12 protein-coding genes are annotated in these 14,796 nt (G+C 59.8%); 5 read left to right on the top strand and 7 right to left on the bottom strand.

The annotated features are described in order from the left end of the window. Positions 1-91: 91 nt before the first annotated feature. A complete protein-coding gene (locus tag PPUTUW4_RS06140) occupies positions 92-1,438 on the bottom strand; it encodes an MFS transporter (protein WP_015093846.1) in 1,347 nt (448 codons plus the stop codon). 124 nt (positions 1,439-1,562) lie between these two features. Further along, positions 1,563-2,405, bottom strand: coding sequence for a pca regulon transcriptional regulator PcaR (pcaR, locus tag PPUTUW4_RS06135; protein WP_007986334.1), 843 nt, complete (start codon positions 2,403-2,405; stop codon positions 1,563-1,565). 688 nt (positions 2,406-3,093) lie between these two features. On the opposite strand from pcaR, the gene PPUTUW4_RS06130 reads away from it, so the two are divergent. Together PPUTUW4_RS06130 and PPUTUW4_RS06125 are read left to right on the top strand one after the other, a co-directional pair. Continuing rightward, positions 3,094-3,294, top strand: a complete 201-nt coding sequence (locus PPUTUW4_RS06130) for a hypothetical protein (protein WP_007976673.1) — start codon at positions 3,094-3,096, stop codon at positions 3,292-3,294. Between the two features lie 378 nt (positions 3,295-3,672). After that, entirely contained in the window at positions 3,673-5,148 is a 1,476-nt protein-coding gene (locus PPUTUW4_RS06125; protein WP_015093845.1) for an inorganic phosphate transporter, read from the top strand. 269 nt (positions 5,149-5,417) lie between these two features. Here the strand turns inward: PPUTUW4_RS06125 and ccoM are convergent, their stop codons facing one another. From ccoM to PPUTUW4_RS06115, 3 genes are all read right to left on the bottom strand, one after another. Beyond that, positions 5,418-5,528: a cytochrome c oxidase subunit CcoM gene (gene ccoM, locus PPUTUW4_RS30595; protein WP_007976669.1), complete on the bottom strand. Its 111-nt coding sequence runs from the start codon at positions 5,526-5,528 to the stop codon at positions 5,418-5,420. A 146-nt stretch (positions 5,529-5,674) separates the two neighbouring features. Beyond that, positions 5,675-5,848 carry a hypothetical protein gene (locus tag PPUTUW4_RS30010; RefSeq protein WP_015093844.1) on the bottom strand — a complete coding sequence of 58 codons (174 nt, stop codon included), beginning with the start codon at positions 5,846-5,848 and terminating at the stop codon, positions 5,675-5,677. Between the two features lie 100 nt (positions 5,849-5,948). Further along, entirely contained in the window at positions 5,949-6,290 is a 342-nt protein-coding gene (locus PPUTUW4_RS06115) for a hypothetical protein (protein WP_008054180.1), read from the bottom strand. A 218-nt stretch (positions 6,291-6,508) separates the two neighbouring features. Here PPUTUW4_RS06115 and rapA point away from each other — a divergent pair, with 218 nt between their 5' ends. Next, positions 6,509-9,355: an RNA polymerase-associated protein RapA gene (gene rapA / locus PPUTUW4_RS06110; RefSeq protein ID WP_015093843.1), complete on the top strand. Its 2,847-nt coding sequence runs from the start codon at positions 6,509-6,511 to the stop codon at positions 9,353-9,355. Positions 9,356-9,524: 169 nt separating this feature from the next. Here rapA and PPUTUW4_RS06105 read toward each other — a convergent pair whose 3' ends face one another. Further along, positions 9,525-10,874 carry an MFS transporter gene (locus PPUTUW4_RS06105; protein ID WP_015093842.1) on the bottom strand — a complete coding sequence of 450 codons (1,350 nt, stop codon included), beginning with the start codon at positions 10,872-10,874 and terminating at the stop codon, positions 9,525-9,527. Positions 10,875-11,142: 268 nt separating this feature from the next. Here PPUTUW4_RS06105 and PPUTUW4_RS06100 point away from each other — a divergent pair, with 268 nt between their 5' ends. Both PPUTUW4_RS06100 and PPUTUW4_RS06095 read left to right on the top strand, forming a co-directional pair. After that, positions 11,143-11,508, top strand: a complete 366-nt coding sequence (locus tag PPUTUW4_RS06100; RefSeq protein WP_015093841.1) for a YkgJ family cysteine cluster protein — start codon at positions 11,143-11,145, stop codon at positions 11,506-11,508. Between the two features lie 146 nt (positions 11,509-11,654). Next, positions 11,655-13,871, top strand: coding sequence for a bifunctional diguanylate cyclase/phosphodiesterase (locus PPUTUW4_RS06095; protein ID WP_015093840.1), 2,217 nt, complete (start codon positions 11,655-11,657; stop codon positions 13,869-13,871). Here the strand turns inward: PPUTUW4_RS06095 and PPUTUW4_RS06090 are convergent. After that, the gene (locus tag PPUTUW4_RS06090) at positions 13,828-14,724 is read right to left on the bottom strand and encodes an NAD(P)-dependent oxidoreductase (RefSeq protein WP_015093839.1); all 897 of its coding nucleotides are present in this window, start codon (positions 14,722-14,724) and stop codon (positions 13,828-13,830) included. The genes PPUTUW4_RS06095 and PPUTUW4_RS06090 overlap by 44 nt on opposite strands. Positions 14,725-14,796 lie beyond the last annotated feature (72 nt).

Here is a 14,796-nt window from a genome sequence, read left to right as displayed (position 1 = left end):
CTCGCTCTCACAGTTGATTGCAATCCCCTGTGGGAGCGAGCCCTGCTCGCGAAGAGGCCATCAACTTCACTCGAGATTCCAGATCAGGCGGTCATGTCGCATCCGCATGACTGACCATGCCCTTGATCACAACGGCCGCAGTCGCCAGCGCCGCCGGAATCACCAGCGCCGTCAGCACTTGTTCGAAGTTCCAGCCCAACCCCAGCAGCGTCGCGCCCATCCACGCCCCGAGAATGGCGCCGAAGCGGCCGATCCCGAGCATCCACGACACTCCGGTGGCCCGCCCCTGAGTCGGGTAAAACCGTGCCGCCAGCGATGGCATTGCCGATTGCGCACCGTTGACACACATCCCCGCCACCAGCACCAGCGTCGCCAGTATTGTGATGTTGCCCAGGCTCTGCCCCACCGCGTAGGCAAACACCCCGGCCAGCAGGTAGAAAGTACCGATGACCTTGTGCGGATTGAACCGGTCCATCGCCCAGCCCACGCCCACTGCGCTCAGCACGCCACCGAACTGGAACAGCGCGCCGATGAAGGCAGCCTGCTCCATGCTCGCGCCACTGTCACGCATCAGCGTCGGCAGCCAGCTGGTCAGCAGGTAGACGATCACCAGGCCCATGAAGTAGGTCAGCCACAGCAGCAAGGTGCCGACGCTGTAGGTACCGGAGAAGATCACCGCAAACACATTGCGCGCCTTCACGGTTTTCTGTTCCGGCACGCTGAAACTGGACGCCTGGGCCACCACCGTCGGGTCAATCGGCGCCAGTGCCCTGCGCACTTTGTCCGTACCGCGGTTACGCACCACCAGGTAACGCGCCGACTCCGGCAGCCAGAACAGCAAAACGACGGCGAGGATCAGCGGCAGGACTCCACCGATCAGCAGCAAGCTGTGCCAGCCAAAGGCCGGAATGAGCTTGGCCGAGATAAAGCCACCGCCAGCCATGCCAAGATTGAAACCGCAGAACATGCTGGTCACCAGCAGGGACTTCTTGCGCTCCGGGGTGTACTCCGACAGCAGAGTCGTGGCGTTCGGCATGCCGGCGCCCAGGCCCAACCCGGTTAAAAAGCGCAACACCAGCAATTGCTCGACGTTGGTGCTGTAGGCCGAAGCCAGGCTGAAGGCACCGAACAACAACACCGCCCCGACCAGTACGACTTTTCGCCCAAAGCGGTCAGCCAATGGCCCGGAGCCCAGTGCACCAAAGACCATGCCGATCAGAGCCGCGCTCATCACCGGGCCGAGGCTGGCGCGATCGATTCCCCAATCCTGCGAAAGAGCCGGCGCAATGAACCCCATGGCCGCAGTATCGAGGCCATCGAGAAAGACAATCAGGAAACACAGGATGACTACACGCCACTGGTAGCGCGAAATGGGTTGAGCATTGATGAAGGACTGCACGTCAAGGCAGTTTCCTACAGCAGACTGGGGCTGGTTCATTATTTTTATTCCGTGGATCACAGTCGAAAAGGGGCCAGCGGAGGCTGACGCAGACGCGACAGTAATGATCCACAGGAAACAGCGTCAATTCGCCAAACGCAACTCTGTGCGTTTATCGAACAGCTTAGGTGAACAGTTGGGTACTGAGGTCGCGGCTGGCACTCAGCAGGCCGGGCAGGAAGCGTTGTTCCAGCTCGTTACGACTGACTCGCCCGGCGTGGGTGCTGACATTGAGGGCCGCGACCACCTGGCCGGAGGCGTCGTACACCGGGACGGCAATCGAGCGCAGCCCCTGCTCAAGCTCCTGGTCGACGATGCACCAGCCTTGCTGTCGCACCTCTTGCAGGCATTCGAGCAATGCCTCGGGGGTGTGAATCGTGCGACTCGTCTTGGCCTGCAGTTCGGCGTGGTCCAGGTATTCGCCCAGCGACGTGTCATCCAGTGCGGCCAGCAGGATCCGTCCCATCGACGTGCAATAGGCCGGCAGGCGCCCACCCACCGACAGGTCCACCGAAATCAGGCGCTGGGTGGTCGCGGAGCGGGCGATGTACAGAATGTCATCACCTTCCAGCGTGGCCATGTTGCAGGCCTCGTGCAGCTGTTCGCTCATGCGGTCCAGATAAGGCTGGGCGGACACCGCCAGCGGCGTTGATGACACATAGGCATGGCCGAGGGTCAGTACTTTGGGCAGCAGCGAATAGGTGCGGCCGTCGGTGGTGGCGTAGCCGAGTTTGATCAGGGTGTGCAGGCAACGGCGCACGGCAGCGCGGGGAATTTCCGTGCGGTGGCTGATCTGGGCGATGGTCAGGTGCCGTTTGCGCTCCTGGAACGCCTGCACCACAGCCAGGCCACGGGCCAGGGACGTCATGAAATCCGGGTCGCCGGTCAGTGCCTGGATCCGTTTGGCCGGTGAGGCAACGATGGGGGGAGCCACTGAAGCGAAGGAATTGCGCATTTGATCGTTCATACAAGGTCCTTTTACCCACTCGGATCAGCGACTATTACAAAGGGCTACCGCCTGACGCTCAAGCCCGGCCCGCCAACTCCGGGCGATTATCGAACGCTCGACCGATAATCGCAATCCACCGTATCAATCACCGGGTGCGCTGATATCCGTTTTTCGCTGAATCACGAACTCGTTTACAGCCGATCGCCCCTGGGCCTTAATGAGGCATTCTAAATACCGTAACTTGTTCGACTTAATGGCGTCAGAAAGGCATCGCAGCAATCAGGGATCAGTCGACGTTCCAGTGGAATGTAAAGTTTCGAACAACAAAACTGCCCACCCCAAGACCCGCTTTTAACTCTTTGGATATAGTGTTCTTCAAATAGGCCGCTATAATACAACTCAGTAGCACTCCGGTTTTTTTACTTGCCGGACCTGCTGCCCGGCAATGCGATGTTCCATCGCCGTTGCCCGTTGCAAGCGCCAGATCTGCATTGCACCGCCTTGCCCGTGCGCTTGCTGAAACAGGAAACTGAAGCTACGTCAGCTATTTATCTCTGGTGCCGTGGCCGCCTGTGACATGGAAGTATTGATCCCGGTTGTTGCCAAAACGATGCCTTGACGGGCATTGCCATTCGACGGACGTGATCAATCGATTTGATGCAGCGCGTTTTCACCAGAATTTATCCCAACTCAATCAGGTAGCACTGTGACGAAAGACGAACTGCGCGCGGAACTAGAGCGCCAGGAACAACGCTACAAGGAAGTTTACGGCGGAGAAGTCACCACTTACGCCGCTCAACCCGAACCGGAACGCAAACCCTGGCGTAAACGCGCCACCGTTCAGGATCAGGTTTTCCAGCAAGAACTTGAAAAAATGGAAAAGGAACTCAAAGCCGAAGAGCCATGACTGCTTCGGCCTGATCCTTACAAGGAACTGCCTCTGCACCTGTTAAAAGCGGGATGTATGGAGGTCGCCTTGCGCGCCCGCTACGAGCGGGCAGCGGCCACTGCCCACCCCCGGATGAAGGCAGATTTTGATATCTGATGTATTTCTCAGATATTTCGTACAGGCATTCGTACCCCATCCTTCAGAGGGGCGAATCCCTTGCTGCGGCGATCTTTTCAAGAAAAATCAATACGTTAAAAAACACAGCAAAACCCTTGGGCTTTGGGTGCCGCGGCAAAAAAATTCGTTGAAGAATGTTACCGATGAGCAGCTAGTGCATTGATTAGCAGTCTTTTCTGGCATAATCGCGCCCCCTTATGACCGGGTCAGAAAACCTTCATGATCGATTTATTCAGCGGACTGGATGCTTGGGTGCTTGTGAGCCTCTTGCTCGCCCTGGCCTTTGTCCTCGCCTTCGAGTTCATCAACGGCTTTCATGACACCGCTAACGCGGTGGCCACCGTTATCTACACCAAAGCCATGCCGCCTCATCTGGCGGTGTTTTTCTCCGGGGTGTTCAACTTCCTCGGCGTGCTGCTGGGCGGGGTCGGCGTGGCGTATGCCATCGTCCACCTGCTGCCGGTAGAACTGCTGATCAATGTGAACACCGGTCACGGACTGGCCATGGTGTTCTCATTGCTCGCCGCCGCCATTACCTGGAACCTGGGCACCTGGTACTTCGGTATTCCCGCTTCCAGCTCCCACACGCTGATCGGTTCGATCCTCGGTGTCGGCCTGGCCAACGCCCTGATCACCGATATTCCGCTGGCCGACGGGGTGAACTGGCAAAAGGCGATCGATATCGGCATGTCACTAGTGTTCTCGCCAATGGCCGGTTTCCTGATCGCCGCGCTGATCCTGATCGGCCTTAAATGGTGGCGCCCGCTGTCGAAGATGCACAAGACGCCGGAACAGCGCCGCAAGATCGACGACAAGAAACACCCGCCGTTCTGGAATCGCCTGGTACTGGTGATCTCGGCCATGGCCGTGAGTTTCGTGCACGGTTCCAACGATGGCCAGAAAGGTATCGGCCTGATCATGCTGGTCCTGATCGGTATCGTGCCGGCCCAGTTCGTCCTCGACCTGAACAGCACGACCTATCAGATCGAGCGGACTCGCGACGCGACCCTGCACCTGAGCCAGTTCTACCAGCGCAATTCCGAAACCCTGGGCGAATTCCTGGCACTGGGCAAGAGCCAGAACGGCGACTTGCCGGAGAAATTCCGTTGCAACCCGCAACAGACCGAACCGACCATTACCGCCCTGCTCGGCACCCTCAAGGGTGTAGCCGACTACCACTCGCTGTCGGCGGAAAGCCGCATCGAAGTCCGTCGCTACCTGCTCTGCCTGGACGATACAGCGAAGAAAGTCAGCAAGTTGCCAACTCTCGGGGCCCGTGAAAAGGCTGACCTGGACAAGTTGCGCAAAGACCTGACCACTACCACCGAATACGCTCCGTTCTGGGTGATTCTGGCGGTTGCACTGGCCCTGGGCCTGGGCACCATGGTCGGCTGGAAACGCGTGGTACTGACCATTGGCGAGAAGATCGGCAAGCAAGGCATGACTTACTCTCAAGGTATGTCGGCGCAGATCACCACCGCCAGCCTGATCGGCATGGCGAACATCTTCAGCCTGCCGGTTTCCACCACCCACGTGCTGTCTTCGGGCGTGGCGGGCACCATGGTCGCCAACAAAAGCGGCCTGCAAGGCGGCACCGTCAGAACCATCCTGTTGGCCTGGGTATTGACCCTGCCAGCCACCGTGGCCCTGTCGGCCGGGTTGTTCTGGCTCGCTTCGAAGGCGCTTGGCAGCTGACAGGCAGCCAAACCAAAAAAGGCGCGCTCCGCAAGGAACGCGCCTTTTTTATTGCCATTTTCGCCACACCACAAGTCATTGTGGGAGCGAGCTTGCTCGCGATAGCGGCCTTGCAGTCAATATAGATGCCGAATGTTATGGCCTCATCGCGAGCAAGCTCGCTCCCACAGGGTTTGCGTGTATCGATAGAGTTTTACAGGCAAAAAAAAAGGGCAACCGAAGTTGCCCAAAATGCCTTGCGTGCTCATTACATCCAGAAAGAACCACGGTTATTTCCGCTTGTGCGAATCCTTCCAGATAAAAAGTCCGAAACCTGCAAAAAATACAAACATGAGGCTGACAGTCAGCACTCCGGCGATCACCACGTTGTCGAAAAACATGACGCGTCTCCTGCACTTGCCCTGTTGCGATAGGGCTAAGTTAACCAAACGGGCAGGAGAGAATATTGACCGGGATCAATGTCACCCGAGACTGGGCAAGAGGAAGGGAAAAGTTTGACCCGTATCAATGAATGCGGGGAGGAGGGTCAGCGTTTTTTCGGTTTGTTTTTCGGTTTGTTTTTCGGCTTTTTCTTCACCTTGCCCAACGGCATGGCTTGTTCGAACGCCTGGCGAACTTCATTGAGTCGTTTGTCATTGAGGTCATGAACACGCTTGGCGCGTTCCGCGTTGAGGTCAATCAGTTTGTCGTCTTGGCTCATGGCAGTCAGTGCATCGCTTGAAATGAGTTTCAGCCACCGTAGCGTTCGGCAACCCTGCGCCAATAATGCGGCCTGACGGCCGCGCTGACCAGCCGTGTGCTCAAATCTCGATGTCGACCCACAACCCCTGCCGCGGCTGATCTTCCATCAGCGGCGCCACCGGCACGGTGTTGTCGGCATTGAGTTCATCACCGGGAATCGCCAGGTGAGCCTCGGGATCATTATCAGCCTCATGGCGACGCCGTTCCTGCTCCTGCCTGCGGCGCTGCTCCTCGCGCAGCACCAGCCCGTCCTCTTCAGGATTGCGCTTTTGCAGGTCGATGGTGCTTTCACTGGAGCTTTCCTGCACCGGCACCACCGGTGGAATATCCGGGCGCTGGCGGATCGGATCAGTCTGTGAAGTGATCGGCACGGCACTCAAGGGAAGCATCGGTGGCAGCATGGTTTTCAGTCTCCTGTCAGCAGGCTGTCGGCTGCGCGGATGGCGACTTGAGCCATCGGTCGCAAACTGTGACCCAATTGGCACTCATTAGTGCACTGAGCGGCGCGTCATGCACAGGTGGGCTAACGTTTGACTGTGAGTTTTTCTGAGAGTCCTTTGGCCCTGAAGCCCTCATTCCGTTAAGATAGCCGGCTTTTTCAAGGTGGGAGTCAGGCAGCATGGCGCAGCAGTATCAACCGGGGCAACGCTGGATCAGTGACAGCGAAGCCGAGCTGGGTTTAGGCACCGTTCTGGCACAGGACGGCCGCTTGTTGACCGTGCTCTACCCGGCCACTGGCGACACCCGCCAGTACGCGCTACGGAATGCGCCTCTGACCCGCGTGCGGTTTTCGCCGGGTGACTCCATCACTCACTTCGAAGGCTGGAAGCTGACCGTCCGCGAGGTCGATGACATTGATGGCCTGCTGGTTTACCACGGCCTCAACGGGCAGAACGAAGTGGTCACCCTGCCGGAAACCCAGCTGTCGAACTTCATCCAGTTCCGCCTGGCCAGCGATCGTCTGTTCGCCGGCCAGATCGACCCGCTGCCCTGGTTCTCCCTGCGTTATCACACTCTGGAACACACCAGCCGTCAGTTGCAGTCCTCCCTTTGGGGCCTGGGCGGCGTGCGTGCGCAACCGATCGCGCACCAGTTGCACATTGCCCGCGAAGTCGCCGACCGTATCGCGCCGCGGGTTCTGCTGGCCGACGAAGTGGGCCTGGGTAAAACCATCGAAGCCGGCCTGGTGATCCATCGCCAGTTGCTCTCGGGCCGCGCCAGCCGTGTGCTGATCCTGGTTCCGGAGAACCTGCAGCACCAGTGGCTGGTCGAGATGCGTCGTCGTTTCAACCTGCAGGTCGCGCTGTTCGACGAAGAGCGTTTCATCGAAAGCGATGCCAGCAACCCGTTCGAAGACACCCAACTCGCGCTGGTCGCGCTTGAGTGGCTGGTGGACGACGAGAAAGCCCAGGACGCGCTGTTCGCGGCAGGCTGGGACTTGCTGGTGGTCGACGAGGCTCACCACCTGGTGTGGCACGAAGATCAGGTCAGCCCTGAATATTCGCTGGTCGAGCAACTCGCCGAAACCATTCCTGGCGTACTGCTGTTGACCGCCACCCCGGAACAACTGGGCCAGGACAGCCACTTCGCCCGTCTGCGCCTGCTCGACCCGAACCGTTTCCATGACCTGCAAGCCTTCCGCGCCGAGAGCGAAAACTATCGCCCGGTGGCCGAAGCCGTTCAGGAGTTGCTGGATCAGGGACGCCTGTCGCCACAAGCCCACAAGACCATCCACGGTTTCCTCGGTAACGAAGGCGAAGCCCTGCTGGCCGCCGTCAACGATGGCGACACCGAAGCCAGCGCGCGCCTGGTGCGCGAATTGCTCGACCGTCACGGCACCGGCCGCGTACTGTTCCGCAACACCCGCGCCGCCGTGCAAGGCTTCCCGGAACGCAAGCTGCATCCGTACCCGCTGCCGTGCCCGGACGAATACCTCGAACTGCCGCTGGGCGATCACGCCGAGCTGTACCCGGAAGTCAGCTTCCAGGCCCAGCCGGACGCCAGCGAAGAAGAGCGCTGGTGGAAATTCGACCCGCGCGTCGAGTGGCTGATCGACCAGTTGAAGATGCTCAAGCGCACCAAAGTGCTGGTGATCTGCGCCCACGCCGAAACCGCCATGGACCTGGAAGACGCCCTGCGCGTGCGTTCCGGCATCCCGGCCACGGTGTTCCACGAAGGCATGAACATCCTCGAGCGTGACCGCGCCGCCGCCTACTTCGCCGACGAAGAGTTTGGCGCGCAAGTGCTGATCTGCTCGGAAATCGGCAGTGAAGGCCGCAACTTCCAGTTCTCCCATCACCTGGTGCTGTTCGACCTGCCGTCCCACCCGGACTTGCTGGAGCAACGCATCGGTCGTCTGGACCGGATCGGCCAGAAGCACATCATCGAATTGCACGTGCCATACCTGGAAACCAGCCCGCAAGAGCGCCTGTTCCAGTGGTACCACGAAGCGCTGAACGCATTCCTCAACACCTGCCCGACCGGCAACGCCTTGCAGCACCAGTTCGGCCCGCGCCTGCTGCCGCTGCTCGAAGAAGCCGACGATGGCGAGTGGCAAGCGCTGATCGACGAAGCCCGTACCGAGCGTGAACGCCTGGAAGCCGAGCTGCACACCGGCCGTGACCGTTTGCTGGAGCTGAACTCCGGTGGCGCGGGCGAAGGCGATGCACTGGTGGAAGATATCCTTGAGCAGGACGACCAGTTCGCGCTGCCGATCTACATGGAAACCCTGTTTGACGCCTTCGGCATCGACAGCGAAGACCATTCGGAAAACGCCCTGATCCTCAAGCCGAGCGAAAAAATGCTCGACGCCAGCTTCCCGCTGGGCGACGACGAAGGCGTGACCATCACTTACGACCGCAACCAGGCGCTGTCTCGCGAAGACATGCAATTCATTACCTGGGAGCACCCGATGGTGCAGGGCGGCATGGATCTGGTGCTGTCCGGTTCCATGGGCAACACCGCCGTGGCGCTGATCAAGAACAAGGCGCTGAAGCCGGGCACCGTGTTGCTGGAACTGTTGTATGTCAGCGAAGTGGTTGCCCCGCGCTCGCTGCAATTGGGCCGCTACCTGCCGCCGGCCGCCCTGCGCTGCCTGCTCGATACCAACGGCAACGACCTGTCGGCCCGCGTGTCGTTCGAAACCTTGAACGACCAGCTCGAAAGCGTGCCACGTGCCAGCGCCAACAAGTTCATCCAGGCCCAGCGTGACCAACTGGCGCCGCGTATCAACGCCGGTGAGGCGAAGATCCTGCCGCGCCACACTGAACGTGTTGCCGAGGCGCAGCGTCGCCTGGCCGCCGATACCGACGAAGAACTGGCGCGCCTGACCGCGTTGCAAGCGGTCAACCCGACCGTGCGCGACAGCGAACTGGTGGCCCTGCGCAAACAACGCGAGCAAGGCCTGGCCATGCTCGACAAGGCTGCACTGCGACTGGAAGCGATTCGGGTGTTGGTGGCGGGTTAACAACTCTCCTCCACCGCTATAAAAAGAAGGCCCGCAGCGATGCGGGCCTTTTTTGTTTATCTGTTTTTTGTTGTGATGCTCATGGCCCCTTCGCGAGCAGGCTCGCTCCCACAGGGATCCCATGCGCACTGAAGATCCCATGTGGGAGCGAGCCTGCTCGCGAAGGCGGTTAAGCAGTCACCACAGAACCTTCAGGCTCACCCACCGCCACCAACCCTTCCTTCATCCGCTTGGCATCGCGCACAAAACACCGCGAAGCCAGGAACAGAAACACCACGGTAAGCAACAGCGCCACCGGAATCAGGTACATCGCGTCATGCAGGCCAACCGCCTTGAACGCTTCGGTCATCTGCTCGGCGCCGGCGGCAAGCATCGCCGTGTGGGCAAAGTGATCCGACAAGGCCCCGACCACAACCGGCCCCAGGCCACCGCCCAACAGGTACAAGCCGGCAAAGAACAGCGCCATGGCCGTCGCCCGCAAGCGCGGTTCGACCACGTCCTGAATCGCCGTGTACACGCAGGTGTAGAAGTTGTAGGCGAACAGCCAGCCAACACTGAATACGACGACGAACACACCGATCTCGATTCGCCCGGAATGCAGCGCCCACGCGGTGCAGACCGTCGAAATCACCAGGCTGAAGGCGGCAAACAATAGCCGCCCGTTAGCGACCCGCTGGTGAATCTTGTCCGCGATCCAGCCACCGAGGGTCAGGCCGACCAAGCCGGTCACACCGACAATAACCCCGGTCGCCACTGCGGCTTCCTGCAACGGCATGAGGAAGTAGCGTTGCAGCATCGGCACCAGAAACGAATTACAGGCATAGGTGGCGAAGTTGAAACACAGGCCCGCCATCACCAGCCACAGGAAGGTTGGTACGGCCAGGACCCGACGGATCGGTCGATCGATCTTTTCCTGCGACACCTGAACGCTCTCGGCGGCGCCGCGTTTCGGTTCCCTGATGAAAAACATGAAAATCGCCAGGACCAGCCCGGGCACCGCCGCGATAAAGAATGGCGCGCGCCAGCTATCGAAGGCCTTGACCATCGCGCCGATGGTGAAGAATGCCAGCAACAGCCCCAACGGCAGCCCCAGCATGAAGATGCCCATGGCCCGTGCCCGGCGGTGAGCCGGAAACAAATCGCCGATCAACGAGTTGGCGGCTGGCGCGTAACTGGCCTCGCCGATGCCGACGCCCATGCGCACGATCAGGAAGCTCCAGAAACTGCCCACCATGCCGTTGACGGCTGTCAACCCGCTCCACACCGCGAGTCCCCAGCCCATCAGCTTGCTGCGCGAGCCTGTATCGGCCATGCGCCCCAGCGGCAAGCCGGCAATGGCGTAGACGATGGTGAATGCCGTACCGATGATCCCCAACTGGAAATCACTGAGGTGCCACTCCATGCGAATGGGCTCGATGATGATGGCCGGGATGGTGCGGTCGAAAAAATTGAACAGGTTGGCCAGGAACAACAGGAACAGGATGCGCCAGGCATTGGCCGCTTGGGTCGAGTTCTGCATGGGTCCGTCTCTTTTATTGTTTTTGGGGCGTCACTGCCCCCGGACTTTGTAATCTAGACAGGCCGGCCACAACTGTCTTTCATTATTCGCCAGACTGATACCTGCCCATGGGACGCAACCCGTAGGAGCTTTCGCAGGGTGGGTGTTTCGCAGCTCGTCCGGTCGATGAAAAATACCTCTCGTCCCCCCTTCCCAAGCCGTTGCCGAAGCCTAGAATAGCGGCCTTGATTCCCCCCTGTGTCTCCACTCCTTCTCACGATAATCGCCCATGTCCGAAGCCAGTCCGTGTCTGAATTGCGGTGCCTGCTGTTCTCATTTTCGCGTGTCATTTTTCTGGGGTGAGTGCGCCTCCTCCGGGGGGACGGTACCCGATGAGCTTGTCGAGCAGATCAGCCCCAGCCGGGTCGCGATGATCGGCACCGGCTGCAAACCCGTGCGCTGCACCAGCCTGGTCGGAGAGGTGGGCAGTACGGTGCAGTGCTCGATTTACGAAAAACGCTCCAGCACCTGCCGCGAGTTCGACGCTTCATGGGTCGATGGTCAGGCCAATCCCGATTGCGACGCGGCCCGTGCCGCATTCGGCTTGCCGGCCCTGCAACCGGTGTTCGAGACGCCTCAGAAGCAAATGGCCTGAGTAATAGCACCAATCGCTATCAGGTTAATGTCAAAATATTTGATACCAATGTGCCACCATCGCTTGCGTTCCATCCATGCCCTCTATACTCCATGACATTCGCTGGCGCTCTTGCTCCGGCCTGAGTAATAACGATGGGGCGTGCTATGGAGTGGCTTGGTCTGCATTTCATTACCGAGCTACCAGAGAGTGGGCAGGTCATACTCAATTGCACACATGACCCTTTTCTGGTGCTGCTGGCTTATCTGGTCGCCTGTGTCGGCTGTTTCGCGACACTGGACATGGCAGAGCGGGTGGCCCACGCGGAAAAAACCGCGTCCCAAACGCGCTGGCGCTGGGTGGGCAGCGGCTGCCTGGCGGGCGGTATCTGGGCCATGCATTTCGTCGGGATGCTGGCATTCCAGGCGCCTGTCGACCTTCACTACCAACTGCCCGTCACGGTGTTCTCGCTAACCATCGCGCTGCTCGCCGCGTGGCTGGCCATGCATACCCTAAGCCTTCCCGAGCTGAGTTTTCGACAGTGCCTCAAGGCATCGATCGGGATCGGCCTGGGTATCGCGACCATGCATTACGTGGGCATGACGGCCATGCACTCCAGCGCCGCAGTCTATTACCATCCAGGTCTGTTCGTCCTTTCCATCGCGATCGCGATCGGTGCCGCGCTGGCAGCCTTGTTGCTGGCATGGTATCTGCGCAACGGCGCCGGGATGCTGCATCAGCTCTTCAAATACGGCGCCAGCCTGCTGCTTGGGGCAGGCATCCTGAGCATGCACCTCACGGCCATGGCCGCCTTCAATCTGGTGTTGCCCAGCGACAGCCTGCCAGCGCAAACCGGCGAACACAGCCACCTGCAACTGGCGCTGACCGTGACAGTCATCGCCTTGCTGATCATCGGGAGCAGCATCAGCGCGGCACTGGCGGACAAGAAACTGCAACACAAGGACCACGACCTGCAGCGGGTCAACTCCCTGCTCAGCCAACTGGACCAGGCGCGCATGTCGCTGCAACAGGTGGCGCACTACGACGCGTTGACCAACCTGATCAACCGTCGCGGGTTCAACCAGATCTTCGCCGAAAAACTCATCGAGAAAACCAACGAGGGCGGGATGCTGGCAGTCCTGTTCCTGGACATCGACCATTTCAAGCGGATCAACGACAGCCTTGGCCACGATGCCGGAGACGAACTGCTCAAAGTGCTTGCCGCGCACATCAAGAGCTCGGTTCGCAGTCACGAGGATGTGGTCGCACGCTTTGGCGGCGACGAGTTCTGCCTGCTCATCGACCTGCATGATCGTGACGAAGCGCTAAAGTTGGCCCAACGCATCATGCTGAAAATGAAGGAGCCCATCGAACTGGCCGGCAGGCGCATGGTGATGACCACCAGCATCGGTATCAGCCTGTTTCCGGAGGACGGCAAGACGTGTGAGGAACTGTTGAAGAACGCCGACCTCGCGCTGTATCAGTCCAAGGGCAGCGGCCGCAACGGGTTGAGTTTTTTCAGTGCCAACCTGAAAACCCGCGCAACGCTTGAGCTGCAACTGGAAGAGGAGTTGCGCCACGCGTTGCGTGAAGACACCGGCCTGATTCTCTATTACCAGCCGATCTATGACCTCAAGACCGGTCAGGTCAGCAAGCTCGAAGCCTTGATCCGCTGGCAACACCCGGTCCACGGTTTCCTCGTGCCGGATCGTTTTATCGCCATCGCCGAGGCCAACGGCCTGATCGCCGAGCTGGATAACTGGGTGCTGCGCAAAGCCTGCGAGGATCTGGGCGAGCTGTCGCGCCAAGGCTGTGAAGACCTCAAGATCGCCGTGAATTGTTCGCCCCTGAACCTGGCGCGCGAAGAACTGGCCGATGAGATCGAGTACGCGTTGCGGGCCGCCGGTGTTGAGCCCCACCAACTGGAGCTGGAAGTCACAGAAAACGCCTTGATGGGCAATATCGCCAACACACTGGTATTGCTGCGGCAGATACGCGCCCTCGGCGTATCGCTATCTATTGATGACTTCGGCACCGGCTATTCATCCCTGGCCTACCTCAAGCGCTTGCCGCTCAACACCCTGAAAATCGACCGCTCGTTCATCCAGGACATTCCCAAGGCGACCCAGGACATGGAAATTGTCCAGGCCATTATCGTCATGGCTCATACCCTGCAACTGCAAGTGGTCACCGAAGGGGTCGAAACCTTCGAGCAATACCAGTTCCTGGAAGACCATGGCTGTGACTTCGTTCAGGGCTATTTGCTCAGTCGGCCGGTACCGCTGACCGAGTTACTCCCGGTGCTGAACGAAATCAACCAGCGCAAGCACGCCTACACGGTCACGGCGCTGGGTCTGGCTCACGGTACATCTGCACTAATGTAGACGGATCTTTTTCAAGGAAACCCTGACTCCCGTGCAGGCGCATCAACTGCGCGGCCAGACCGCTGATCGGTGTCGCCGAGCCCTGCTCACGGGAAAACTTCACCGCGGCATCCAGATCCTTGAGCAAGGTGCGCACGTGCCACTTGACCGGTTCGAAACGGTTTTCAGCCATCTGCGGGGCCAGGAACTGCAAGGGTTTTGAATCGGCAAAGCCGCCGGCCAGCGCTTCGGCGATCAGGCTTGCATCAACCCCGGAACGTTCCGCCAGCGCGACCACTTCGGCGATCACCAATGCATTGCAGGCGACGATCATCTGATTGCATGCCTTGGTCACCTGTCCTGCCCCGACACCGCCCATGTGTGTCACACGTTGCCCCAGGTTCAACAGGACAGGCCGGACCCGTTCCAGATCCTGTGCGTCACCGCCGACCATGATCGCCAGGCTTGCGGCTTCTGCACCGACCACGCCACCGGACACCGGCGTATCGAGCCAGCCCATGCCGGCTCTACCGGCGAGGTCTGCGGCCATCTCCCGCGTGGCGTTAGGCTCCAGACTGGAAAAGTCCACCAGCAGCTGGCCTTTTTTTGCCCCCTCGACAATGCCTGCCGGGCCAAACACTACCTCGCGAACGACCGCCGTATCCGCCAGGCACATCATCACCACGTCAGCGTGCTGACACAGTTCGGCCGGGCTGGCGACCTGGCGTGCGCCAGCCTCGACCAGTGGTTTGCACTTGTCCGGATTACGATTCCATACCGCCAGCGGATAACCCGCGGCCAGCAGTCGCCGGCACATCGGCAACCCCATCAGGCCGATCCCGGCAAACCCCAGCGAAGGTAGCGTTGACATCATTTAGCCTCCTTTTGATTAAAGATCGCCAAATACTGGCCGATTCATCATGACTTGGGAAAGGATTCCCCCAGA

The sequence above is a fragment of the Pseudomonas sp. UW4 genome, assembly GCF_000316175.1.
Taxonomy (GTDB): domain Bacteria; phylum Pseudomonadota; class Gammaproteobacteria; order Pseudomonadales; family Pseudomonadaceae; genus Aquipseudomonas; species Aquipseudomonas laurylsulfatiphila.
Note: the sequence above shows the minus strand (reverse complement) of the source record. Positions and strands in the feature narration are given on the sequence as shown.

Coding starts and splice junctions, on each gene's coding strand:
- PPUTUW4_RS06140 (WP_015093846.1), bottom strand. CDS start 1,438: ATGAACCAGCCCCAGTCTGCTGTAGGAAACTGCCTTGACGTGCAGTCC.
- pcaR (WP_007986334.1), bottom strand. CDS start 2,405: ATGAACGATCAAATGCGCAATTCCTTCGCTTCAGTGGCTCCCCCCATC.
- PPUTUW4_RS06125 (WP_015093845.1), top strand. CDS start 3,673: ATGATCGATTTATTCAGCGGACTGGATGCTTGGGTGCTTGTGAGCCTC.
- ccoM (WP_007976669.1), bottom strand. CDS start 5,528: ATGTTTTTCGACAACGTGGTGATCGCCGGAGTGCTGACTGTCAGCCTC.
- PPUTUW4_RS30010 (WP_015093844.1), bottom strand. CDS start 5,848: ATGAGCCAAGACGACAAACTGATTGACCTCAACGCGGAACGCGCCAAG.
- PPUTUW4_RS06115 (WP_008054180.1), bottom strand. CDS start 6,290: ATGCTGCCACCGATGCTTCCCTTGAGTGCCGTGCCGATCACTTCACAG.
- rapA (WP_015093843.1), top strand. CDS start 6,509: ATGGCGCAGCAGTATCAACCGGGGCAACGCTGGATCAGTGACAGCGAA.
- PPUTUW4_RS06105 (WP_015093842.1), bottom strand. CDS start 10,874: ATGCAGAACTCGACCCAAGCGGCCAATGCCTGGCGCATCCTGTTCCTG.
- PPUTUW4_RS06100 (WP_015093841.1), top strand. CDS start 11,143: ATGTCCGAAGCCAGTCCGTGTCTGAATTGCGGTGCCTGCTGTTCTCAT.
- PPUTUW4_RS06095 (WP_015093840.1), top strand. CDS start 11,655: ATGGAGTGGCTTGGTCTGCATTTCATTACCGAGCTACCAGAGAGTGGG.
- PPUTUW4_RS06090 (WP_015093839.1), bottom strand. CDS start 14,724: ATGATGTCAACGCTACCTTCGCTGGGGTTTGCCGGGATCGGCCTGATG.